Annotated in this window: 22 protein-coding genes; 7 read left to right on the top strand and 15 right to left on the bottom strand. The window is 64.2% G+C overall.

What is annotated here, in order from left to right:
- Positions 1-3: 3 nt before the first annotated feature.
- From NFJ07_RS11340 to NFJ07_RS11290, 11 genes are all read right to left on the bottom strand, one after another.
- On the bottom strand, positions 4-1275 hold the full coding sequence (locus NFJ07_RS11340; protein ID WP_269994420.1) for an acyltransferase family protein: 1272 nt from the start codon (positions 1273-1275) through the stop codon (positions 4-6).
- Positions 1276-1411: 136 nt separating this feature from the next.
- Positions 1412-2632 (bottom strand): MFS transporter, encoded by a 1221-nt coding sequence (locus NFJ07_RS11335; protein WP_269994418.1) that lies wholly within the window; start codon positions 2630-2632, stop codon positions 1412-1414.
- A gap of 125 nt (positions 2633-2757) precedes the next feature.
- Entirely contained in the window at positions 2758-3711 is a 954-nt protein-coding gene (locus tag NFJ07_RS11330) for a hypothetical protein (RefSeq protein ID WP_269994416.1), read from the bottom strand.
- 159 nt (positions 3712-3870) lie between these two features.
- Positions 3871-4725, bottom strand: coding sequence for a hypothetical protein (locus NFJ07_RS11325; RefSeq protein ID WP_269994414.1), 855 nt, complete (start codon positions 4723-4725; stop codon positions 3871-3873).
- A gap of 355 nt (positions 4726-5080) precedes the next feature.
- Positions 5081-6400: a MinD/ParA family ATP-binding protein gene (locus NFJ07_RS11320; RefSeq protein ID WP_269994412.1), complete on the bottom strand. Its 1320-nt coding sequence runs from the start codon at positions 6398-6400 to the stop codon at positions 5081-5083.
- 316 nt (positions 6401-6716) lie between these two features.
- Positions 6717-7262, bottom strand: a complete 546-nt coding sequence (locus NFJ07_RS11315) for a DinB family protein (RefSeq protein WP_269994410.1) — start codon at positions 7260-7262, stop codon at positions 6717-6719.
- A gap of 7 nt (positions 7263-7269) precedes the next feature.
- Positions 7270-7692, bottom strand: coding sequence for an arsenate-mycothiol transferase ArsC (locus NFJ07_RS11310; RefSeq protein ID WP_269994408.1), 423 nt, complete (start codon positions 7690-7692; stop codon positions 7270-7272).
- Positions 7693-7731: 39 nt separating this feature from the next.
- Positions 7732-8154, bottom strand: coding sequence for an arsenate reductase ArsC (locus NFJ07_RS11305; RefSeq protein WP_269994406.1), 423 nt, complete (start codon positions 8152-8154; stop codon positions 7732-7734).
- A complete protein-coding gene (locus tag NFJ07_RS11300; protein ID WP_269994405.1) occupies positions 8151-8894 on the bottom strand; it encodes an aquaporin in 744 nt (247 codons plus the stop codon). Before NFJ07_RS11300 ends, NFJ07_RS11305 begins: the two co-directional genes overlap by 4 nt.
- Positions 8891-9241 carry an ArsR/SmtB family transcription factor gene (locus NFJ07_RS11295; RefSeq protein ID WP_269994480.1) on the bottom strand — a complete coding sequence of 117 codons (351 nt, stop codon included), beginning with the start codon at positions 9239-9241 and terminating at the stop codon, positions 8891-8893. Before NFJ07_RS11295 ends, NFJ07_RS11300 begins: the two co-directional genes overlap by 4 nt.
- A 95-nt stretch (positions 9242-9336) precedes the next feature.
- Positions 9337-11721 (bottom strand): glycosyltransferase family 2 protein, encoded by a 2385-nt coding sequence (locus NFJ07_RS11290; RefSeq protein WP_269994404.1) that lies wholly within the window; start codon positions 11719-11721, stop codon positions 9337-9339.
- Positions 11722-11937: 216 nt separating this feature from the next.
- Between NFJ07_RS11290 and NFJ07_RS11285 the strand changes: the two genes are divergently transcribed.
- A complete protein-coding gene (locus NFJ07_RS11285) occupies positions 11938-13506 on the top strand; it encodes a chitinase (protein WP_269994403.1) in 1569 nt (522 codons plus the stop codon).
- Positions 13507-13579: 73 nt separating this feature from the next.
- On the opposite strand, the gene NFJ07_RS11280 is transcribed toward NFJ07_RS11285, so the two are convergent.
- Positions 13580-15688 carry a transglycosylase domain-containing protein gene (locus NFJ07_RS11280; RefSeq protein WP_269994402.1) on the bottom strand — a complete coding sequence of 703 codons (2109 nt, stop codon included), beginning with the start codon at positions 15686-15688 and terminating at the stop codon, positions 13580-13582.
- Positions 15688-16584, bottom strand: a complete 897-nt coding sequence (lgt, locus tag NFJ07_RS11275) for a prolipoprotein diacylglyceryl transferase (RefSeq protein ID WP_269994401.1) — start codon at positions 16582-16584, stop codon at positions 15688-15690. The genes NFJ07_RS11280 and lgt overlap by 1 nt, the downstream gene beginning before the upstream one ends.
- 110 nt (positions 16585-16694) lie before the next feature.
- Here lgt and NFJ07_RS11270 point away from each other — a divergent pair, with 110 nt between their 5' ends.
- The gene (locus NFJ07_RS11270; RefSeq protein ID WP_269994400.1) at positions 16695-17240 is read left to right on the top strand and encodes a MarR family winged helix-turn-helix transcriptional regulator; all 546 of its coding nucleotides are present in this window, start codon (positions 16695-16697) and stop codon (positions 17238-17240) included.
- Between the two features lie 100 nt (positions 17241-17340).
- Here NFJ07_RS11270 and NFJ07_RS11265 read toward each other — a convergent pair whose 3' ends face one another.
- Positions 17341-17598, bottom strand: coding sequence for a hypothetical protein (locus NFJ07_RS11265; RefSeq protein WP_269994399.1), 258 nt, complete (start codon positions 17596-17598; stop codon positions 17341-17343).
- 437 nt (positions 17599-18035) lie between these two features.
- On the opposite strand from NFJ07_RS11265, the gene NFJ07_RS11260 reads away from it, so the two are divergent.
- The 4 genes from NFJ07_RS11260 to NFJ07_RS11245 are packed head-to-tail and all read left to right on the top strand — an operon-like array spanning position 18036 to position 20690.
- The gene (locus tag NFJ07_RS11260) at positions 18036-18500 is read left to right on the top strand and encodes an ArsR/SmtB family transcription factor (protein WP_269994397.1); all 465 of its coding nucleotides are present in this window, start codon (positions 18036-18038) and stop codon (positions 18498-18500) included.
- Positions 18497-19444 (top strand): cation diffusion facilitator family transporter, encoded by a 948-nt coding sequence (locus tag NFJ07_RS11255; RefSeq protein ID WP_269994395.1) that lies wholly within the window; start codon positions 18497-18499, stop codon positions 19442-19444. Before NFJ07_RS11260 ends, NFJ07_RS11255 begins: the two co-directional genes overlap by 4 nt.
- Positions 19444-20058: a cation transporter gene (locus tag NFJ07_RS11250; protein ID WP_269994393.1), complete on the top strand. Its 615-nt coding sequence runs from the start codon at positions 19444-19446 to the stop codon at positions 20056-20058. Before NFJ07_RS11255 ends, NFJ07_RS11250 begins: the two co-directional genes overlap by 1 nt.
- Before the next feature lie 23 nt (positions 20059-20081).
- A complete protein-coding gene (locus NFJ07_RS11245; RefSeq protein WP_269994391.1) occupies positions 20082-20690 on the top strand; it encodes a cation transporter in 609 nt (202 codons plus the stop codon).
- On the opposite strand, the gene NFJ07_RS11240 is transcribed toward NFJ07_RS11245, so the two are convergent.
- Positions 20687-21505: an MBL fold metallo-hydrolase gene (locus NFJ07_RS11240; RefSeq protein WP_269994389.1), complete on the bottom strand. Its 819-nt coding sequence runs from the start codon at positions 21503-21505 to the stop codon at positions 20687-20689. The two genes, NFJ07_RS11245 and NFJ07_RS11240, sit on opposite strands and share 4 nt — an antisense overlap.
- A 242-nt stretch (positions 21506-21747) precedes the next feature.
- On the opposite strand from NFJ07_RS11240, the gene NFJ07_RS11235 reads away from it, so the two are divergent.
- On the top strand, positions 21748-22122 hold the full coding sequence (locus NFJ07_RS11235) for a DUF7793 family protein (protein ID WP_269994387.1): 375 nt from the start codon (positions 21748-21750) through the stop codon (positions 22120-22122).
- The last annotated feature ends 13 nt before the right edge of the window (positions 22123-22135 follow it).

The raw sequence follows: 22135 nt of genomic DNA, 5'->3' as shown, positions 1-22135 counted from the left end.
CCTTCACACCCTCGCGGCACCCGCCCTCGGCACCAGTGCGCGCAGCCGGAGCCGGGCCGGTTCCTCGACGTACCTGAACAGGAGATGGGTGGCCAAGGCAATACCGCCCAGGCACCCTGCCGCGAGCAGGTTCTCCGCAAGCGGTCCGGCACCATGCGGCCAGTCCCTGACGATCCAGTAGAAGAGGTAGATGAAGAACATGTGGACCAAGTACAGGCTGTAGGAGCTGTGCCCGCCGTACTGCAGCCACCGCGCGGACAACGCCGAGCGGAGCCAGCCGCGGGTCAGGCTAAGCAGGGCAATGAGCAGCGGGAAGGCAAGCACGGCCAGCCGTCCCGGGCCCGGTTTTCCGGTTGTGGCCAGGAAGATGACGACGGCGGATCCCGTCAACAGGGCGCCGGGCCCGGCCAGGGCAGGCTTGAACTTCATTCGGTCTGCGTTCCGTGCGGCGATGCAAGCGAAAGCGCCGGCAATGAAGCAGCAGGCGATCCGCAGCAGCCATTCGTACGGCTGATGCTCAACCGTGGCGATTGGCAGGTCCGGGCCCCAGACGGCCGTCGGCAAGAGGACCAACACAGAAGCGGCCAGCGCTGCCATCGGATGCAGCCGGCGCAGCCGGAACAGGACCAGCGCCAGCAGCGGAAATGCCAAGTAGGCCAGCCACTCGGCGCTGACCGTCCAGCCCGGACCGAACCAGCTGGCGCCGTCGGTACCCGGTTGGAACCAGAGATGCATCATCAGCAGCTGCTTGGCCAGCCCCCACGGCGAGAGGTCCGGAGCCTGGGTCTGGAGGGACCACTCCCGCACGGATTCCTGCGCGGTCCCGTACACCAGCCACAGGCCTACGACGCCCACCACCAGTGCGAACGCGGGCCACATCCGGGCGAACCGGGCCCAGACAAAGTCCCCGGCAGCCCGCCAGCGGAACCGTGGGCCCAGCCGGTCCAGGTACGTGTAGGTGATGATGAAGCCGCTGAGCACGAAGAACACGTCCACGCCCAGGTCGCCGTTGGCAATGATGGGACGGAACAGCTCATAGACGGGGGCGAGGAAGGTCTGCTGCATGGCTTGAAGATGGAAGAACACCACCCACAGCGCGGCAACAAAACGCAGTGCGGTCAGCGTCGCGAGATCGGGTCGGGACTGCTTTGGTTCGCTCTTCGGCAGGCGATTCTCCGCCTCGGAACTGACCGGCTTGGCGCTGTCCGTGGCGGATTTCCCAGGGGTCGGATTCGCAGTGGGGGCACGATGCGGAGGCGAGATGACTGAGAACATCCAATTCACCATACCGGAGGCACCTGACCGGAGTCTGGGAGCAGCTGCACACCCAACTAGCTCGCAGTTGTTGTCGTTTTCAGGGCTCTAAACGACACCTACTGCTAGCCAGTTGGGCCCCCGCCGCCAAGGTTCCCTAGTAGTTCCTGCGGTGCTTGAGTTTCGGGAGTGCGACGGCGAACACCGCCGCCGCGGCCACGCCCAGGACGCCCGTGGCCCAGACGCCCGCCGCGAGCGATACGGCGGCAGTGAGGGCCGAGAGCAGCACGGGTCCGCCTGTGGCACCGGCGTCGGAGATGAACCTCCACAAGCCGAGGAATTGCCCGCGGCCCTTGTCCGGGGAAAAGTCGGCGCCGAGCGTCATGATGAGTCCCGAGCTGATGCCGTTGCCGAAGCCGATCAGGAGCGAGGCCAGCAGCAGCCCCACAAACTCTGCGGACGACGGCATCAGGAACAACGCCGTGCCCATGATGAGGGTGGACGGCACGGCGACCCACATGCGCCCCTTGCGGTCCATGAGCTTGCCGGCCGGATAGAACACCAGCATGTCGATCGCGCCGGACAAGCCGTAGATCAGTGATGCGTGTGTTGCGTCCAATCCCAGGTGGTCGGCCCACAATGGAATGACCACTTGGCGGGAGGCCCGCAGCGCGCTGAGCAGCAGGATCCCGGTCCCGACAGTCAAGAACACGCCCGCGTGGGAAACCGCGACGCCACGGAGGGTAGGCTCGGGACCCTTGCGTCCGCCGTCGACGTCGTCCGGCAACACAAGATCCGGGATGGTGAGGGACAGCACCGCGGCGGCCGCCATGCCCACCACTCCGACCCAGTAGGCGCCGCTGATGCCGGCGAACTGCATCACGGCCGCGCCGACAAACGGACCGATGAACACGCCGATCCGGGTGACGCCGCCCAGCGTCGACAGGGCACGGGCACGGAAGATGACCGGAACGGCTTCCGTGAGGTACTTCTGGCGCGCCAGGTTGAAAACGCTCGTGGACATCCCGACGACGATCATCGCCGCGGCGAGCAGCCAGATGCCGTTGTGCGCGAGGAGCGGCGCGAATCCGGCGGCCAACAAGGCCAATGCTCCGGCGGCTCCCGCGGCGACGATGGCCCATCGTTCGCCGAACTTGATGGTGATGAGCGAAGCGGGCAGGTTGAAGAACCAGGACCCCAGACCGATCAGGGTGACCACCAAGGCGGAAACGGCCACTGAAGCACCAAGGTCGCGGGCGGACAACACCACCACCGGAAGCACCGCGCCTTCGCCGATACAGAACAGCAGGGCGGGCCCAAAGGCGGGTAACGCAATGCTGCGAAGATTGAAGGGCTGAAGGGTGCTGGTGGTGGTCATCCCTTTCATCCTAGGACGCCACCTCCTTTGCGACGCGCCAAATACCTGTCGCGCAGGGAATTCCGGCTGCGTCAGGCATTCAGCGCTGCGTCAGGCATCCAGCGCAGCGCCGGGCATTCCGCGCGTCATACGGCTCCTCGCGGACGACGCCGGCGCACCCCTGCCGCTGCCAGCTTCCGTTCGAGCACCCCGGGCGCCATGAGTTCCGCCCACACCCAACGGACGACGCCGCACCCCGTGGCACGGATCCGGTCCTCGCGCAGCTTCTCCTCGACGACGGCTTGAGCCGCAGTCCGTCCCTTGAGGAATTCCGGTTTCAGGTACTTATCGATGCCGTCGAACTCCCCGGCCACCCGCACACCCTTCCAATAGAAGTCCGAATAGCCCACGAGGCCCGCTTCGTCGCGGAATTCACGTTGAAGAACCGGGGCCTCGAATCCGGCGACATGCATCAAAGCGCGGCTGTAGGATTCCCCCGCAGATCCGGACAGGGGATCTGCGAAATCGACCGCCGCGTGGATTCTCCGGATGGCCGCCGCCGTGTAAATTCCTTCCGCTCCTGCCAGAAGGATCTCTTTCGTGATGGCGGGCAATCCCCGTTTCCGGTCGGCTTTGAGCACGTGATCCAAGGGAGCGATGGATTCTACGAACGGGGTGAAAGCGGCGAGGTCCAGCACCGTGCGCACCCTGTCAGTCACCAGGAGTCCCTCGCAGCGATATACCTTGAGGCTAGCGGGGTCCGCGTAGTGACGGGTTATCCCGGCCCGCGAGCGGCCGCCGTCGTTCCGCAGGGTCACGGCCTGCACTGGATGATGCACGCCGATGGTGGGAATCCCCCATACAGACGCGGCCGAGTGTCTGGCGAAAATGGTCCGCGCGCTGGAGGTTTCGGCCGCAGCGGTGACCCGGACGCGGTATTGTTCCCACGGTTTCAGCGCGGCCCACGCAGCGCCGTCAACGTACACTCCTTGGCGGACGCGATGCAAGGCACCTGCCTTGGCACTCCGCGCGAGTTCCTTGAGGGTCGTTCCGTGAAAGAGGTGATCTCGGCTGAGGATCAGGCGGGGCAAGTGGGTCATGCCTAAGAACCTGCCACGTGGATTGCGGCCCACGACAGCACCGAATTCCTCCATGTGGACAACTCAGGGGAAATAGTCCCGACGCGTCCCGGACTCTCCGACGCAGTGTTTTCCCTGCGCCCCCGGAATTCCCTTTGCGTCAGGAATTTAGCGCAGCGCCTACTTCAGGAAGCTGGCGTCGAACGAGTTCAGGTCGACGTTGATGCCGTTCAGGGTGTGCTCGAACTTCTGCTGGATCCCCACGCGCATGGTGCCCGCGGTGTTCCAGCCGCCGTACTGCACGGGGGCGGGCGCCAGGTGGTTCGCGGTCCAGCTGGGGTAGTTGAGGTTGCTCGTGTCGGTATCCCAGAGGGGTACATCCGAGAATGCGGCGCTGTTGCCCATCAACCCTGGCCACATGCCGCTGCCGCTGTAGATCACGGGCCGCACGCCCAGGCTCCGCACGCCATCAACCATGGTCCGCGTCACCAAGGATCCACCGGGTTCGATGTCCAGGGCGAAGAACTGCAGTTGGGAGATGTACGGGCCTGCGGCTTTGATCCCGTTCTCCCAGCACGAAGCGTCACGGGTGTAGACCGCGATCTTGAGGCCGGCGTCGAGCGCCATCTTCAATTGGGCTTGGGTCTGTTTCCACGGGGTGCACGTGCCCCAGGCGGTGGAGTGCATGACGTAAAGACGGAAGCCCTCGGCGTAGGCCTGGCGGAACCAGTTGGGGTCGGTGATGGCCGCGGTGGTGTCGAGCACCTTCACGGAGCCGCCCGGGGCGGTTTGGGGTGAGACGGCAGCTTGGGGTACGACGACGGCGGGCGCGGGTGCGGCGGCAGGTTCCGGAACGGCGGGCGGTGCTGGAGTTGGCGTGGCGAGCGGGGCCACCTCAGCGGCGGGTGCGGCGTTCGCGATTGGTGCGGGTGCGGCGTCGGGCGCTGTGCTGGTGGAGGGGCGAGGGCTAGTGGCGCCCGTCAGTCCGAGGAGAAGCACGGCAGCGAACACGAGCGCAAGTTTTTTGGGAATCAAATGAGGCTCCTGGGTGCTGGCCACGGGTCGAGAAACGGGCGCAGCAGGGTGTCATGAAGGCACGGGATGTGGTGCACCATGCCCGGGCCCAGTCCCCGGTCATGGCGAGGACGCCCCGCAAAAGCGAATGACGTCCAGGTGCAACTCTAGGGAAATCCGGGCGGAACCGACAATTTGCAATCCACGTAGTAGTCGAGTAGGAACCCGCTCGCTCCGGCGAAAACCAAGTAGTAAATAGAGTATCGTCAGCGCCGTTCTAGGCACCACCCAACTAACTCGCACTTAATGTCGTTTAGAGCCCTCTAAACGACATTAAATGCGAGCTAGTTGGGAGGGGCCTGCGGAAGGGGAGGCGCTACACGTACCCGTCCACGATCGCGGCCGCGATCTCTTTGTACGCACGGCGGGTATCGGGGCGCAGGACGTCCAGGGTGACCAAGTCACCGTCGGCTACTCCCCTGTCGTGCGGCACGGCAATCAACTGGCGGCAGATCCCGGAGAGGTGTTCCTCGATGGCGTCCTTGTCCACGCGGGACGACACCTCGTCCTTGTCCGTGATCACCACGATCGCGTTGCGGGCGAGTTCCTCGTAGCCGTGGCTCGCAAGCCACTGAAGGGTGCTGCGGGCACGCTTGGCACCGCTCACGGCATAGCCGGCGGCGATGATGAGGTTGTCGGCCGACTGCAGGATGCCGCTCATCGCATTGTGCGTGACGCCGGTGCCGCAGTCGGTCAGGGCAACGGAGTAGTATCCCGAGATCAGTTGCCGGATCCGCAGGTATTCCTCGGCGGTTAGTGAATCCGAAACTTCCGGGTCCTGTTCGCCGGCGATCAGGTGCAGTCGGCCGGCATGGTGCATGTAGCGTGCGAGTGCCGTGAGCGAATCGACGTTGTCGACGTTCTTGAGCAGGTCCGTAATGGTGCGCGGCGTGGCCTTCTGGTAGATGCCCTCACCCAAGGCGCGCTCCACGAGGTCGCCGGAATCGGGGTTGGCGTCGATGGCGCAGGGCGGGTCGCCACGGAACTCCGCGAGTGTGAGGCCCACGCCTACCGTGGTAGAGGTCTTGCCGATTCCGCCCTTGAGGCTCAGGACGGCCGTGTTGTAGCTGCCTTGGAGCTGCCGGGAAATGCGCAGCGCCAGCTCGTCTTCTTCGCGCTGCTTGGCGCTCGGACCGAGGTTCCAGGCGCCGCCGCTGAGCTTGTAGAGCATGCCGCGGAAGCCACCGATGGGACGTGGCTTCTGTTCCTTCACGAAGGAACCCGGCGAGGAGATGAAGTCGGAAATCGGAGCGTTGGCGGCTGCGGCGCGTCCGGCTCGTGCGGCATTCGGGGGAAAAGCGCCCGACGCCGGTGCTGCCGCAGTCACGCTCTCACGGCGTGGTTCCTCGCGGATCGGCTCCTCACGGCTCGCGTCGCCGCTGGTGGAGTCTGTTTCCGTCCCGGTGGACGTCTCGGTGGACGCGTCGGCGGCGGCTGCCGCTTCGGCCCAGGACCTGCTTTGGAGCGGGGCAGGAGTGGATGCGGGTGCGTCGGAATCGTTCGGCGTAATGATCGGCATAGTTCCTGTCCAGGCGTCGTCACCCTCTGCGCGACGGCGATCGCGGCGTCGACGAAGTTCGGGCTGCCCTTCGTTAGATGCAGCGTCGCTGGCTTCGTTGTCCACAGAATCCGGCATGGTCTTGTCCCCTAGGACTCGCAGCGTTGTGCGCCGCGGATCTCGTTTAGATTGCTTCAACCAGCAATTCTAGGCGGCGACGGCCTCAAACCTGACATGTGGGCCGTGCCGTGCAATTTGGACAGCAGTTTTGGGCATCGTGAAGGGGGCGAAGGTACATTCTGCTGGATCATCCGGAGTCCCACGGCACATGCCCCGGAAACACGCAGGTCTTCCTCCGATACCTCGGCGATGATCCAGCAGAATGTGCGCGAAGTCCCGACGTTTCGTTAGCTCAGGCGGTTCGTGATGCGAGTTTCCGCCTGCACCGCGGACATCAAGAAGACCCGGGCGAGGAATCGGGTGGCCGGAGGCTCAATTGCTTGGCGTGGAAGTCGAAATGCAGCGTGGCGTAGGCGTAGACGTCCGCCAGCGTCATGTCGGCTGTGAAGAAGGGGTCCCAGCGGGTTGGGAAAGGCATCGATCTAGCCAAGGATCCCGGGGTTTCGCGTTCGAGCCGGCGGCCCAGGGCTGTGATTGTCTTTTCGAGTTTCCGGCCCATCCGGTGCCTGTCATAAACAATCGCAGCTGCCCGGGATCCCCAAAAGTTCACCCAGTCGAATGGGCCCGTGGTGGCGTCTAATATGGCGGCGAAACCCCTGCCCCAGGATCGGGGCAGGCGGCTCATGACGCGGACCAAGGGCAAGAGGGACCGGACGATCATGTAGCCGAAGACCATATGGAAGAGCAGCTCTTCGTTCGTCCAGCGGGTTCCGTTGCTCTTGCGCTTCAGATCCGACGACGACGCGTTCTCCAGCCAGCTGTTCAGCTCCAGAAGGGCCCGCCTGTATCCGGCGAGGCATGCTTCCCGGGCCGGATCCATCGGGTTCCTAGTTCTCGAGGAGTTCGGCGTAGAGCTTTTGGACGCGGGACTTGATGTCGTCGCGGACCAGGCGCATGCGTTCCATGCCTTCGAGGCCGCGGGTGGAGGGTTCGTCGGTTTCCCAGGTTTCGAAGCGGGCCGTGCCGTGGGGTTCGAGTTTGGCTTCGGTGCCCAGGATGACCACGACGTCGGCGGCGTTGAGCACCTCGTCCGTGACGGGTTTGGGGTGCTCGCCGGTGATGTCGATGCCGAGTTCATTCAAGGACTCGACGGATTCGGGGTTCAGTTCCGCGCACGGTTTGGTGCCTGCCGAATGGACCGTGACGGCGTCTCCGGCGAGGTCGCGCATGAGCCCGGCGGCGAGCTGGGACTTTCCGCCGTTCCTGCTGCAGACGAACAGGACACTGGGGGTTGTGGGTGTTTCGTTCATGCCTGCGATTCTTGCATCAAAGTTCCCCGGACGTGCCCGTTACTCGGCGGCGGGGGTGAGGGACTCGATCAGGTCCTCGATCCGGGTCTTGATCTCGTCGCGGATCGGGCGGACGGCTTCCAGTCCCTGGCCGGCCGGATCCTCGAGGACCCAATCCTCGTAGCGCTTGCCTGGGAAATAGGGGCATTCGTCGCCGCAGCCCATGGTGATGACGACGTCGGATTCCTTCACGGCCGCGGTGGTGAGGATCTTGGGGATTTCGGCGGACATGTCGATCCCAAGTTCGGCCATGGCTTCGACGGCGGCCGGGTTGACCTTGTCTGCGGGCTGCGAACCCGCGGAGCGGACTTCGATCCGGCCCTCGCCAAGGGTGGTGAGGAAGGCGGCAGCCATCTGGGAACGGCCGGCGTTATGGACACAGACGAAGAGAACGGAGGGCTTCTTGACGGTTTCAGTGCTCATGAGAGGACCTTTCGATCGGGCGCGGGTGCGGGCAAAGGCGCGGGCGCGGGCGCCAGTGCGGGCAAGGGCGCGGGCAACGCGGGAACGCTTGGGTACAGGGCGCGGATCAGGAAGAACCCGACGGCGCCGCCCAGCAACTGGGCGAGGATGAATGCCGGAGCGGAGTCCGGGGCGATCCCGGCGAAGGTGTCGGTGATGGTCCGGGCCACGGTCACGGCGGGGTTTGCGAAGCTGGTGGAGCTGGTGAACCAGTAGGCAGCCGTGATGTACCCGCCGACGGCGAAGGCAACCCTGTCGGGCCGCCCGGAACGGATGGTGCCGAAGATGACCAGGAGCAGCCCGACGGTGGCGATGACTTCGCCGAGCCACAGCCCTCCCCCGGCGCGTTCATGCGTGGAGAGTGTCACGGCGTCGAGGCCGAACATCAGGTTGGCGAGCACGGTCCCGGCCAGGCCGCCGGCGAACTGGGCGGCGATCAGTGCCAAGGCGGTGGGCGTGTCCAGGATCCCCAGGGCGCGTTCCACCAAAGTGACAACGGGGTTGAAGGATGCCGAGACCGGCTGCAGGGCCAGGATCAATGCCACGAGCGCCGCGCCAGCGGCGATGCTGTTCTGCAGGAGCTGCAGTCCGACGTCGTTCGGGGACAGTCGCGAGGCCGTGACCCCGGACCCCACCACGGCCATGACGAGGAAGGCGGTGCCGGCGAACTCCGCCACGGCCCGCCGTGTCAGCACGCTCACTGGACCTGTCCCCCGATCAAGGCCGCCAGGCCGGACAGGGCGTCGGTGCGGGCACGGTAGTAGACCCAGACGCCGCGCTTTTCGCGTTCCAGGAGACCCGCTTCGTGCAGGACTTTCAGGTGGTGGCTGATGGTGGGCTGCGACAGCTCAAAGGCGTCATTCAGATCGCATACGCAGGCTTCGCCGCCCTCGTGGGACGCCACCAGGGACATCAGCCGCAGCCGCACCGGATCGCCCAGCGCTTTCAGCAACGGAACGATCCCTTCGGCTTCGGATTCCGACAAGGGCTCCCTGGACAACGGCGAACAACACGCCACCGTCTGGACGGGCGTTAACTCCAGCGACATAGACACACGTAAATATTTACACTTGTCGATGTTTAAGGCAAGGCGTTTAAGGCAACGCCGGAGCCGGAACACCGACGTCCGAGGACAGCGTAGCCCTACACCGATCTGGCCCGTTTCCGGCGGTCGTTCTTGCCACGGAGGTCCCGGTTCAGGCGACGGTCCCCGTGGTAGAGCAGCGACTCCCAGTCCACCTGTTCCGGGGTTTTGGGAATGATGGCCGGTGGTAGCGCCTTCGGCTTTTTGGGCGCGACATACAGCCAGTTCAACACGCCCAGGTACATGTCCACTCCGGAGTTGGCCAGTCCGATGTAGGCCCGGATCGCACCGGCGGCCATGACGGCATTGAAGGCTGCGAATGCCGCATTGCCCCAGTTCCCAAGTTCCCAGTTGCGCCAGACGGTCAGCAAAGAGAACGCGACGATCAAGTACGGAGCGAGGACGTAGAGGGCCGGGGCTGCGGTGCGGTCCTTCACCTTCGGGGTGCGGACGAACGGGATCTTGTCTCCCGTGAGCGCTTGCTGGAGAGACTTCAGCACGCCTGCCAGGTTGACCGGCAGGAGAACGAGGTTGAAGCCATAAATCCGGAAGATGTCGCTGAACCGGTGGCCGCAGTCCCGCAGGTCGCTGCCCATAGCCAGGAAGTAGGGCAGGGCGGCAAGGAAAACCAAGGGGCTGAGGAGACGACTGTCGTAGGGGTAGGCCAGCAGGAACAGCAGCCCGAAGCTGGCCCAGGTGATGGAAGCCATGTAGTTGACCCGCAGCAGGATTTCGCGGAAGAGGACTGGCCGGGCTTGGCCGCGGCGGTTGCGGATCTGTTCCCAGAGTTTGGGCAGGATCAGCAGGCCGCCGTTGGCCCAGCGCCGTCTCTGCACCACGAGCGATCCAAAGTCCGGCGGGGTGGCGCTGTAGCTGAGCCGCTCCGGGTAGTTGACCAAGGTCCAGCCATGCTTGCCGAGGTCCACGCTGGACTCGGTGTCTTCGATGACGGTTCGGTCCTGGATGTAGGTTCTGACTTCGAAGCCGCCCACAGTGGAGATCTCGACGATGTCTTCCAGGGCGCGTTTGCGGATCACGGCGTTCGCACCCACCCAGAACGTGGCGCCGTATTGGGTCATGCCCTGGTGCTGGATGTGCTGGATATCCGTGGTGGCGCCGGCGATGCGTTCGATCCGTGTCGGGGCGCCTCGGAAGGAAGAATACGGGGTCTGGGTGACGGCTACCTGCTCGTTGCCCGGGGATTCGAGGAGATGAACCAGACGGAGGCAGTAGTCGCGCAGCAGCAGCGAGTCCGCGTCCAAGGTCAGGACGTAGGTGGTGTCTGGGACCGACAGCGCGTCGCCGTCGTCGGCCATTCTTGCCAGCCCGGTAACGCCTGCGGGCCCGGTAACGACGGCGGGCCGCAAGACGGTCCCATCCGCTGTCTGTTCCGGGTGCCAGGTCCCGCCCATGAGCGAGAGGTAGGCGTTCAGGTTCATGGCCTTGTTGGCCTCGTGGGAAAGGCTGGCGAACCGCTTTCGCTCGAACGTGGACACCCGGGCGTTGAAGATCCAGGTAAGCCGCGCGTACAGCTCAGCGATGCGTTCCGGGCCGGGCGAGGCCTGCTGTGCGTTGGCGGCCGAGAGGGCCAAAATTACGAGGCGTAGTTCCCGGGCGAGGCCCATCAGGACCAGATCGACGAAGAACTCATCCACGTGGTCCTCGACGGACTCGGTCTCGGCCATCGCTTCGAGCCACGCCGCAGCGTACTCGTATTCGGCGATCAGCCGCTCCACTTCGGTGCCGGCGTTAGAACCGGCCCCCAGTTCAGAGCCTTGAGTACGACGACGGCGGTAAGTCGCGAACGCGGCGTTGACCCTCGCCGCTGGTTCCTCGAGCGTTTCGGTGATTTGACCGGCGAGCGCGCGGGTGGCCTCCAGGCGCCGGAGCACGTCGGGGTCTTCCGGGAAAGGTGGATCATCGAGAAGCAGCACAACGCTCAGGTCCGGGAATTCCTGCAGTACCGCGGACCACATGGTGCCGCGGACTACTTCCGGTTCCTCCGCGTAGGAAGGAATCAGCACGGTGATGCCCTCGGAGTAGTCGAAGAAGTGCCGGTCCAGCTCCCCTCGGGGAACCCGGCGGTGGGCCCGAAAGCGGGTCAGGGCGCCCTGGCGGGCGGTGAGGTACATCAGGGCCGAGAACGTCAGGAAGGACACCACCACCAAGTAGGAGAGGGTTTCGGCGCCGAAACGGAATCCAGCGCCGGGGTTGTCCACCAACTGTTTGAGCACCGTCGTGACCACATAGCCGAGCCAGGCGAGCACGGTGGTGAGGACGCCGATGCGGCCGAGGACTATTTTCCGCCGCGATGGTGCCGGGTGGACGATCGAGAGCGGTTCAGAGCGTTTTTCTGCGCCCCACTGGCGCTTTCGGGCTTTTGAAGACTGCCCGTCCGCCGTTCCCTGTTCATCGGGGCGAAGCAGCACGATCTGATCCGACATGAATCCCCATTCGCTGTCCCTGCACCCCCAGCGGGCGCACGGCACAATGCGGGCGTAATGTAACGGACCGCACTTCAGTGCGCCCCTATGATAGGCGAACAACGCGGAGTTCCGACAGAACTCATGGAAATGCTACGCAGGCTGCGGCGCTTCCCGGGGAGTGAGTCTTTCCCATACATCCGTGAAGTCCTATTCAGAAGCTCTGGGGGTATCTCTGTGTCGAAGCGCTTTCCCGGCCGCCGGCTGTCCATACTGCGCCTGGGCATCCTGTGCGTCATCGTGGCCGCGGCGGTCACGGCGGGCTACCTCGGCCTCCGCAACGTCCAGGATGTCAGTGCCGCAGCATCCATGCCTTCGGTGTTCTCCGGCTACGTGGACGTAACGGCGACGCCGCGGTTCGCGTTCGAAGATCCGGCCGTGCCCAGCGCGAAAGCCGTGGTGCTGTCTTTCGTCGTCGCCGATCCGAAGCAGGACTGCGCCCCGTCCTGGGGTGCGGTGTACAGCCCTGACCAGGCCGGTACCGACCTCGATCTGGACCGGAGGATCGCCCGGCTCCGCCAGCTTGGCGGGACCACAGCGGTTTCCTTCGGCGGGCTGAGCAATAACGAACTCGCCGTTTCCTGCAAAGACACGAAGGCCCTGACCGACGCCTACCGGCAGATTGTGGATCGCTACGATCTCACCACCATCGATCTCGATATTGAAAGCAGTGCACTGACGGACACGGCCGCTGCCGACCGACGGGCGCAAGCCATTGCCGCCCTTCAGAAGGAACGCGCATCCAACGGCAAGTCCCTCGCCGTCTGGCTGACCCTTGCGGCTGACCCGAACGGCCTCACTAGCCAAGGCCAGGGCATCGTGGCGCATACCCTGGCAGGCGGTGTCGAACTGGAGGGTGTGAACATCATGACGATGGATTTCGGCGCCAGCAAGCCTGCAACTTGGAGCATGTCCCGGGCCTCGGAGTCAGCTGCTGATGCCGCCCACGGACAGCTCGCCGCCCTCTACCGCAATGCCGGAACTGACTTTGGCAGCGAAACCCTCTGGCGCAAGCTTGGCCTGACCGTCATGGTCGGCCAGAACGATATCGCCGGCGAAATATTCACCCTCAATGACGCCGCCACCATGAACAGCTTCGTCAAAGACAAGGGCCTCGGCAGGTTGTCGATGTGGTCCATGAACAGGGACCGGACGTGCAGCCCCAACTACCCCGACTTGAGCAAGGTCTCGGACAGCTGCAGCGGGGTCGTCCAGGGTTCCCAACTGTTCTCCGCCACCCTTGCCAATGATGTGGCGCTGCCTACGCCGACTGTGGTTCCATCGCCCACAGCTACTGCCTCAAGCAGTGCCACCGCCACCCCCACCGATGACCCGGCAACCAGCCCCTATCCGGTCTGGAATACCAACGCCGCCTACACCGCGGCGGACAGGGTGGTCTGGCACGGTAGCGTCTACGAGGCAAAATGGTGGACCCGCGCTGACGTCCCGGACAACCCGGTCTTACAGGGCGGTGCCACCCCGTGGAAACTTGTGGGTCCGGTGCTGCCCGGAGATAGGCCAAGCCCCAAGGCAACGGTGCCTGCGGGAACCTTCCCGGCATGGGCGCCGGAGACCGTTTACCACAAGGGCGACCGCATTCTCTTTGAAGGATCCGCGTTCGAGGCCAAGTGGTGGACTCAGGGAGATAGCCCGGAGGCCGCAATCCAGGGTGCCCCGGACTCCCCTTGGGCAAAATTGACCCAAGCCCAAATCCTGACCCCGTCGCCCACCGCGCCACCCTCCTGAACTTAAGCGCGAGCTGGCAGCAGATGCCCTCTCAACGTCCTTTTGCGGGCATCTGCTGCCTGTTCGGGTTCCCCTACTGGGTCATGGAGGCTGGAGGCAAAGGGAACGGATTCCCGGTGTATTTTGGAGCGGCGGCGTCCATCAGGTGGGCCCACTGGCCCCCCGCGATGTCGGCTCCGTCGACGCCGGCATAGTATTTTCCGTTGATCGTGATGTCCTGGTTCACCCATTGAGGTCCGATGCCCTTGTAGCTGCCGAACCAGGAGGCGGTCGAGATCCCCGTGGTAGCACCGACGGTCCAGGTCATGGTGTTTCCGTCGGTGGTACCGGTCTTGGCGAAAATATCGTGATCCTTGTTGACGGGAATGTTGTAGCCGGAGCCTTTTGTCAGGACGTTCTTGAGCGCATAGGTCACTCCCGCGGCCACATCCGGGTTGATGGCTTGTTTGCAGTCCGAGCCGGGGACGGGGTAGTTGTGACCGTGGGCGTCGGTGACGGAGTCCAGGGCGACTGGGTTGCAGTGAACACCGTGGGCCGCAAACGTTGCGTAGGCATTGGCCATGTCCAACGGTGCGACGTCCTCGGTACCGATCAGGCTGGCGATGCTGGACAGGTCGTAGGGCTGGTTCGTGTGGCCGTTGGCGATCCCGGCCGCCGTCGCCATTTTCTGGATGTTGCAGAAATCCAGTTGGGTTGCGGACTGGAAGGTGATCGTGTTGATGGATTGGTAGAGGCCTTGGAGGACGCTCATCTTGTAGTAATGGTTGGCGTCATCGTTTGGCAAGGGCGTCTGCCCCAGGGCCGGATCGTAGGAGCCGGTGGCCGTCCCGCACGAGTTCTTCCAGGGGTAACCAGCCTTGTAGACGCGGACTGATCCGTCCAGTTTGGTGGCCATTGACCGGCCCGAGTTCAACCACTCGGCAAAGACGAACGGTTTCATGGTGGAGCCGATCTGGAACCCGCCGGCCCCGTCCAGCGGCAGGCCGTTGGCGTCTTTCTCGGGCAGGGCGAAGTTCCCGGTGTAGTTACCCGGTGCGGTCGCTGGGTCATAGACGGTGTTCTGCGCCATGGTCAGGATCTTGCCGGTGCCGGGCTGGACGCTGACAAGCGAGGCCCCCCGCTGCAGGGGATCGGCCGCGGGCATTGAAGCATTGACCTGGTCCTGGGCGACCTTCTCAAGCCCGGCGTCCAGGGTGGTGCGGATCGTCAACCCGCCCAGGTACAGGAGGTTCTTCCGGGCTGTCTCGTCGGCACCGAACGCAGGGTCGTTGAGGATCAGTCTCTGCACGTAGTCGCAGAAATACGGTGCGGATGCCGCGGCTGCGCAACCTTGGGCGCTTTGATGGACGTTGAGTCCGATCGGGGCTTTCACCGCTGCATCATGCTGCGCGGCCGTGATGTGCCCCTGTTGGAGCATCTTGTCCAGGACTTCGTTCCGGCGGGCCACCACGTGATCCGGTTCCGTCAGGGGATCATAGTAAACCGGGCTGTTGACGACGCCGGCCAGGGCCGCGGCCTCCGGCAGGGTCAGGTCGCTGGCCGGAACGTTGAAATACTCCTTCGCGGCGGCCTGGATACCGTAGGCGCCGTTGCCGAAATAGACGATGTTCAGGTAGCCCGCAAGGATCTGTTCCTTCGTGTATTTCTGCTCCAGCGCTATCGCGAGTTTCATTTCCCGGAGCTTGTCGCCCACGGTTTTGGCCGCTCCCAGCTTGACCTGGTCTCCCTTGCCCTGGGCGACCAGCGATTCAATGATCATGTTGTTCACGTACTGCTGCGTGATCGTGGAGGCACCCTGCCGGCCGCCCTGGGCGGTCACCACCAGGGCTCTGAGGATACCGGTGGCATCGACGCCGCCATGCTGGTAAAAACGTGCATCTTCGATGGAAACAATTCCGTCCCGGATGAAGGGCGACATCTGCCCCAACTCCACCGGTACCCGGTTTTCCGAATAGAACCTGGCGATCACCGACCCGTCACTGGCCAGCACCTTCGACGCCTGGGCCGGTGCGTTGACATCCATGTCAGCAGGCAGTTGGTTGAAGAGGCTGATGGAGCCGCCCGCTACCGATGCACCCACCGCCGCAGCCGGAATCCACAAGCCCGCGACCAGAACTCCACAGACCACGCCGGCCGCGACGAAGGCAAGGATCTTCCCCCAGAAGGTGTCTTTCATGAGCATCAAGATCTTCCTTCGGTGAGCGTTGTCCGCATGGCGGAGTCCTCGGGCACCGCCATCGAGCGTCCGCGCCGGAACAGCAGGGCAAACGCGACGGCTCCCGCGAGGAAGATCAGGGCGGCAACCCAGGTGTTCACCCGAAGCCCCAGAATCAGGTTGGCATAGTCGGAGCGCATCAATTCAAAAGCGAAGCGTCCCGCCGTGTACCCGGCAACGTACAGGGAGAACACGCTTCCCGCCCCGAGAGTGAAGCGCCGGTCCACATACAAAAGAAGCAGCCCGACGGCGACACACCACAGCGATTCGTAGAGGAACGTGGGCTGGAAATAGCCCAGGACCACCGGGGCGCCCGAGGGATCGGTCACCGCTGAGCCTGTGGCAGGGTCCATCTGGTGGATCTGGAGTTTCCACGGCAGAGTCGTCGGATCCCCGTAGAGCTCGTTGTTGAACCAGTTACCCCACCGGCCCAGGGCTTGGGCAAAAACCACACCCGGTGCCACGGCGTCCAGGAACGCGACCAAAGACACCTTCGCCCTGCGGCAGCCGATCCACGCCCCCACTACCCCCAAGGCCACGGCGCCCCAGATCCCCAGGCCGCCATCCCAGATGGCAAAGGCATTCCACGGATTCTTCCCCGGAAGGAAGTAAAGCTCGGGGTCGGTGATGACGTGGTAGATCCGGCCCCCGATGATTCCTGCGGGCACCGCCCAGAGGCAAATGTCCAGAACCTGCCCGTCCTGGCCGCCCCGGGCGGTCCAACGTCGGGAAGTGAGCCAGATGGCTACCGCGATCCCGGCCAAGATGCACAGGGCGTAGAAGTGGATGGTCAAGGGACCCAGGTGGAAGGCGCTCACGGTCGGCGACGGAAGGAATGAATCACTGGCAGTCATGGAGGCCATGGACTCCTGTTCTGGAAGTTACGGGCAACGGCGGGACGTGGCTGCGCCTGAAGAAAGTTGTTCGGTAACAGAACTATTCTATAAGGGGACTACCGAGATAGGCTAACGGCATGAAAACGGTCAACGCATCCGCCCCCGACACCGACCCCACGGTCCGTGACTACACGGGCGCCGATGCGTGGTCGCTGACCGGCGTGATCACGCGCCTGCGACGGGTCCTGCGCTCCAGCGTGCGGCAGGAGTTCCCCTGGGAATCCCTTCCCATGGCCCAAGTAGAGGTCCTGCAACGCCTCGCCGAGGAGCCCGGCATGGGCGTCAGCGGCCTCGCTGACCGTCAACGGCTTGCCACCAACACGGTCAGCAACCTGGTCCAGCAAATGGTGACCGCGGGCCTTGTCGAACGCACCCCTCGGCCTGGTGACCGCAGGGCCGCGAACCTGAGCCTGACACAGAGCGGCATCGAGATATTGGCAGCATGGCAGGCCGCCAACGACAGACGACTCGGGCAAGCCCTGGAACGGCTCCCGGAGGCTTACCGGAATGCAATAGAAAACGCTGTCCCTGCCCTGGCCGCCCTCGCGTCCCTGCTGGAAAACGACGAGAGATTGACCCCAGCCCAAATCCGATCCGCACCGGCTTCCGCACCAACTTCCTGACGCGCGAACTGGCAGCTGATGCCCGCAAAATCGCTTCCAGAGGGCATCTGCCGCCAGTTCGCTCTACGTCGATGAACCAGCGTGTGTGTTCGTAATGGAGTTACCGGTGGTCCGGAGAATTGGGCGTCCGATGCGCGCTGAACACCGCAAAGAGGATTCCTCCCGTCAAGGCAAAAAGCGAGCCGATGACGGACAAGGAAATGACCGCGAATGGCCAGGATGGCCCTTGGTCAGGATCGAGCCGCGAGGTGTTGAGGCCGAATACCTCCGAGCCGATCCAGATGTAGGCATAAACCAGAATGGCGGTAGCTCCAAGCACTACGGCGGCTATGAAGAGTAGTTTCTGCGCTTTGGACATGTTCTTGCCCCCAATTTTTGCGTTTGCTCCGAAGGAGTGCACAGAAACATATCAGCCCCGGCGGCCTCTGAGTACCTCCAAATGGAGAGGATTGAGTGCACCATCGGCGAAACTTTGGTGTTGGGCCGCAATCGCAGCCCAAACCCCTAGCGTCGTAGCGCTATTACGACGACGACCACGGTCGCCACAGCGAGGATCGCCAACCCCACGTACGCAAGCACTTGAAGGCGCTGCTTCCGAATTTCCCGCTTCGATTCGCGAGCCGACAACCCAATCATCTTGTTCCCCATACGGGGAAGCGTACGCCGCGATTGTTTCGCTCGGGCAACAAGAAGGATAACTGTTACGAAGTTCCCAGCTAGCAACCTCTGGCTGAGAGTTGTGTCCCCTTGCGCCTATACTGACATCTGAATATTTGTTCAGACGTTGGAGGTCCCATGGCTGCCCGTGAAGCCGTCGATGAATGCGGCGTGAAACTTGTCGACCCCGACAAGGTCGAACTCGTCCGGGCGGCCCTGCCCTCGGAACATGACATTGCCGAGCTGGCGGATGTGTTCTCGCTGCTGGGCGATCCTGGACGCTTGCGGCTGTTGACGTCGCTACTGGAGGGCGGGGAACTGTGCGTATGCGACCTCGCTGCGACGACGGCGATGAGCGAGAGTGCCGTCAGCCATGCGTTACGGCTGCTGCGCGCCCACCGGGTGGTTTCCGTCTCGAGGCGCGGCCGGATGGCTTATTACCGGCTGGATGATGCGCACGTGCGGATGCTGCTGGACTTGGGCTTGACCCACACCGGACACACCGTCGCCGTCCACCCCGAGCGCACGGCTCGGGCCAGCACGGCTCGGGCCAGCACGGCTCTGGCCAGCACGGGTCCCGCCAAAAAGGACAGCGGCCAATGAGCACCCATACCCACGACACTGCCGGGAAGACATCCAAACACCACGGCCACAGTCACGCAATAGCGGCGAACGCGGACCGGCGCTATCTGGTTATCGCGTTGGCGCTGATTGTCGGCTTCATGATCGTAGAGGTGATTGTCGCCGTCGTTTCCGGGTCACTGGCCCTGCTCTCGGACGCCGGGCACATGCTTACCGACGCCGGGGCGATCGCCGCCTCGCTGTGGGCGATCAGCCTCGCGGCCCGTCCGGCGCGGGGAATCTGGACGTTCGGGTTCAAACGCGCGGAAATCCTCTCCGCGGCCGCCAACGGCATCACCTTGTTGGTCATCAGCGCCCTCGTGGCCGTGGAGGCGATCCACCGGCTCCTCGATCCGCCACCGGTCGAGGGCGGCCCCGTGCTGGTCGTCGCGATCCTCGGCGTCATCGTGAACCTCGTCGCGGTGTGGGTGCTGGCCAAAGCCAACCGGTCCAGCCTGAACGTGGAAGGATCCTTCCAGCACATCCTGACCGACCTGTACGGCTTCATTGCGACGGCGATCGCCGGGCTCGTGGTCCTGACCACCGGTTTTGCCCGTGCGGACGCGATTGCTTCCCTCATCGTGGTGGCCCTGATGCTGCACGCCGCGTGGGGGCTGCTTCGGGACTCCGGGAGGATCCTCCTGGAAGGCGCGCCCGAAGGTGTCGACCTGGACCAGGTCAGGGAACACCTCCTCGAAACCGGGCACGTGCATGACGTCCACGACCTGCACGTCTGGACAGTCACCTCGGACCTTCCGGCCCTCTCCGCGCACGTCGTCCTGGACGAGAGCTGCTTCCACGACGGACATGCCCCGCTCATCCTTGACCAGCTGCAAAGCTGCCTGACCGGGCATTTCGACGTCGAACACTCCACCTTCCAGCTCGAACCCGCCGGCCACGCCGTCCACGAAACCGGAACCCACTGATGACAGCTGCCCCGACCCGGTCATGGATCAAGGACACCCGTACCGTGCGGCTACTGTCCTGGTTCAGCCTGGTCTGGATGGTCCTGGAGGGAGCCCTCGGACTGGCCGCCGGCGGTGAAGCAGGCTCCGTGTCCCTGATCGGCTGGGCGCTCAGCTCCGCCGTCGAGGGCCTGGCGAGCATCATCGTGATCTGGCGGTTCACCGGATCACGCACCCTGTCCGAAACCGCCGAAGGTCGCGCACAAAAGGCCGTCGCCATCAGTTTCTGGCTCCTGGCCCCCTACATCGGAATCCAGTCGGTCATCGACCTGGCCACGGGACACCGGGCCGAGAACAGCATTCTGGGCATCGTGCTCACGGCGGCAAGCCTGGTCATCATGCCTGTCCTCGGTGTCGCCAAGCAGCGCCTCGGTGCCAGGCTGAACTCCGGAGCCACCGCCGGGGAGGGAACCCAGAACCTGCTCTGCGCCGCCACGGCCGCCGCCGTCCTGATCGGCCTGGCCGGCAATGCGCTCTTCGGCGCGTGGTGGCTTGACCCGGTCATCGGCCTCATCGTCGCCGCCGTGGCCGTCAAGGAAGGCCGCGAAGCGTGGAAGGGTGAAGACTGCTGCTAGCGCACCCAAGGAAACGGACACCCATGCCCAGCATTAACGGCAACACAGCCACAACCAAAGAGCTCTTGCTTCGCCGCGGGCTGCGGCTTGAATACGCGACCCTGGGCTGGAACGTGGCGGGCCTCGGCGTCCTGGCAGCCGCTGCCGTTCAGGCCGGTTCCCCGGCCCTTGCCGGTTTCGGCTTGGATTCCCTGATCGAGATCTTCGCTTCCATCGTGGTGGTGTGGCAGCTCAAAGGCGCCCACAAGGAGCGCGAGGCACCCGCGATGCGGCTGATAGGGACCGCCTTCGCCGTTCTCGGCGCCTACTTGCTCGTCCAGTTGGCCTTTGTGTTTGCCGCCGGCGTCCGCCCTGCCACCTCAGGTACGGGCATCGCCTGGACGGCCCTGACCTTCCTGGTCATGCTCGCCCTGGCGTGGGGCAAGATCCGCACCGGGCACCGCTTGGGCAATCCGGTGCTCCGTGCGGAGGGAAAGGTGACCCTGGTGGACGCCTACCTGGCCGGCGCGGTGCTGGCAGGGCTCGCATTAAACGCCCTGTTCGGCTGGTGGTGGGCGGATCCCCTGGCCGGGGCGGTAATCATCTACTACGCGGCCCGCGAAGCCCGCCACGCCTTCAAACACACCACTTAGTGATGCGCTTGCGTCGTCTCCTGGAGCCTCTTGATGAACCAGCGTGATTGTTCGGGTCCGTAAGGAAGCACCGGGATCGCTTTGGTAGCGTCCGACGGCGTGTCCCGGATCGACTGCCTAGCTTGCCGTACCGCTGTGGACATGGTGTTGGCCATGGTCTTCACGAATTGGTCGCTGCAGGGCTTGCCGTGGCCGGGGATGAGGAACTCGTAGCGGTGGCGCAGGGCCGAGATGTGCCGCAGGGCGTCCGCCCAATCTTCCGGGTAGGAGTCCTCGAACGAGGGATGCGCACCTTGTTCCACGAGGTCACCTGCGTAAAGGGTGCTGGGGGTGCCTACCAGGAGGTCGCCGTCGGTGTGTCCACGGCCCAGGTAGAACAGCGTGGCGGTGAGGCCGCCGAGGTCCACCAGGACGGGCTGGTCCTTAACGATCGCGTTGGGAATGACGATCTCGACGGCGTCGCCCTGGCCCGCGGCCATCTCCGGTTCGGTGGCGGCGACGAAGCGGCGCTGGTGGTCGCCGTCGTCGTCGATTGTCGCCGCACAGTTGACGTGCCCCCAAAACTCCGTGACGCCGTCGTCGGCAAAAACGGCGTTGCCGAAGTAGTGGTCGTAGTGGGCGTGGGTGTTCACGACGACAAGCGGCAGCTGGGTTATTTCGCGGACGGCGGCGAGGATTTGCCGGCCTTGGCGGGGGCCGCAACCGGTGTCGATCACCATGGCTCGTTCCGTGCCTACAACGAGGCCCGTGTTGAGCAGGCACCCTTCGGTCTCCAACACGTAGTTGTTAGGGCCGACTTCGAGCCATGCTGACATCGTTTCTCCGTCTTCAGATGCGTTCCGGCAGTGTTCAGGCCTCGATTCTACCCACGTGGAGCTGGAAGGATCGGGACGAAAGGCGCAGTTGAGACCCGGGCCGTTCAAATTTGGGCAACGCGTAGGAGAAGGGCTTGAGGACCAATGCCCGGGAAGTTACGCTATCGGGGTTGGCGATTGCTACTTGTTAACTAGGGACAGCTGCAGCTAGGTTCGGCGGCCTGCTCGGGGAGGACGTGATCGTGGTACCGGATACTGCAGACGGTGGAAAGGCCGGTGTCGATTTGAGCGTCGACGGACTTCTCCATCTGCGCTGGCTTCCCGGGGTCGACATTCAGGTTGAGGATGCCCGGGCGGCCATGGCGAAAGTCAACGAGCTATGCCAGCAGGAGCAGCATCCGATGCTTGTAGACATGGCCGCAGTCGCTTCCGTTAGCCGAGAGGCCAGGGGTGTATGGTCCATACCCTGCGGCGCTTCGCGCATCGCCTTGTTAGGTACGTCGCCTGTAGACCGGGTCCTGGCGAACTTCTTCCTCGGAGTGCACGTCCCGCCTTGCCCGACCCGTTTTTTTACATCGCGAAGCGATGCCCTGGCCTGGCTTAATCCGGGTGCGTGAGCCCCGGATGTGC

Origin of the sequence: Arthrobacter sp. B2a2-09 (genome assembly GCF_027587375.1) — a bacterium.
GTDB lineage: Bacteria > Actinomycetota > Actinomycetes > Actinomycetales > Micrococcaceae > Arthrobacter.
The sequence above is the reverse complement of the archived record's forward strand: the minus strand, read 5'-3'. Positions and strand labels throughout refer to the sequence as shown.

Coding starts and splice junctions, on each gene's coding strand:
- NFJ07_RS11250 (WP_269994393.1), top strand. CDS start 19,444: ATGACAGCTGCCCCGACCCGGTCATGGATCAAGGACACCCGTACCGTG.
- NFJ07_RS11270 (WP_269994400.1), top strand. CDS start 16,695: ATGAAAACGGTCAACGCATCCGCCCCCGACACCGACCCCACGGTCCGT.
- NFJ07_RS11265 (WP_269994399.1), bottom strand. CDS start 17,598: ATGTCCAAAGCGCAGAAACTACTCTTCATAGCCGCCGTAGTGCTTGGA.
- NFJ07_RS11320 (WP_269994412.1), bottom strand. CDS start 6,400: ATGCCGGATTCTGTGGACAACGAAGCCAGCGACGCTGCATCTAACGAA.
- NFJ07_RS11255 (WP_269994395.1), top strand. CDS start 18,497: ATGAGCACCCATACCCACGACACTGCCGGGAAGACATCCAAACACCAC.
- NFJ07_RS11315 (WP_269994410.1), bottom strand. CDS start 7,262: ATGGATCCGGCCCGGGAAGCATGCCTCGCCGGATACAGGCGGGCCCTT.
- NFJ07_RS11305 (WP_269994406.1), bottom strand. CDS start 8,154: ATGAGCACTGAAACCGTCAAGAAGCCCTCCGTTCTCTTCGTCTGTGTC.
- NFJ07_RS11295 (WP_269994480.1), bottom strand. CDS start 9,241: ATGTCGCTGGAGTTAACGCCCGTCCAGACGGTGGCGTGTTGTTCGCCG.
- NFJ07_RS11330 (WP_269994416.1), bottom strand. CDS start 3,711: ATGACCCACTTGCCCCGCCTGATCCTCAGCCGAGATCACCTCTTTCAC.
- NFJ07_RS11335 (WP_269994418.1), bottom strand. CDS start 2,632: ATGACCACCACCAGCACCCTTCAGCCCTTCAATCTTCGCAGCATTGCG.
- NFJ07_RS11290 (WP_269994404.1), bottom strand. CDS start 11,721: ATGTCGGATCAGATCGTGCTGCTTCGCCCCGATGAACAGGGAACGGCG.
- NFJ07_RS11245 (WP_269994391.1), top strand. CDS start 20,082: ATGCCCAGCATTAACGGCAACACAGCCACAACCAAAGAGCTCTTGCTT.
- NFJ07_RS11280 (WP_269994402.1), bottom strand. CDS start 15,688: ATGCTCATGAAAGACACCTTCTGGGGGAAGATCCTTGCCTTCGTCGCG.
- NFJ07_RS11240 (WP_269994389.1), bottom strand. CDS start 21,505: ATGTCAGCATGGCTCGAAGTCGGCCCTAACAACTACGTGTTGGAGACC.
- NFJ07_RS11340 (WP_269994420.1), bottom strand. CDS start 1,275: ATGTTCTCAGTCATCTCGCCTCCGCATCGTGCCCCCACTGCGAATCCG.
- NFJ07_RS11310 (WP_269994408.1), bottom strand. CDS start 7,692: ATGAACGAAACACCCACAACCCCCAGTGTCCTGTTCGTCTGCAGCAGG.
- lgt (WP_269994401.1), bottom strand. CDS start 16,584: ATGGCCTCCATGACTGCCAGTGATTCATTCCTTCCGTCGCCGACCGTG.
- NFJ07_RS11260 (WP_269994397.1), top strand. CDS start 18,036: ATGGCTGCCCGTGAAGCCGTCGATGAATGCGGCGTGAAACTTGTCGAC.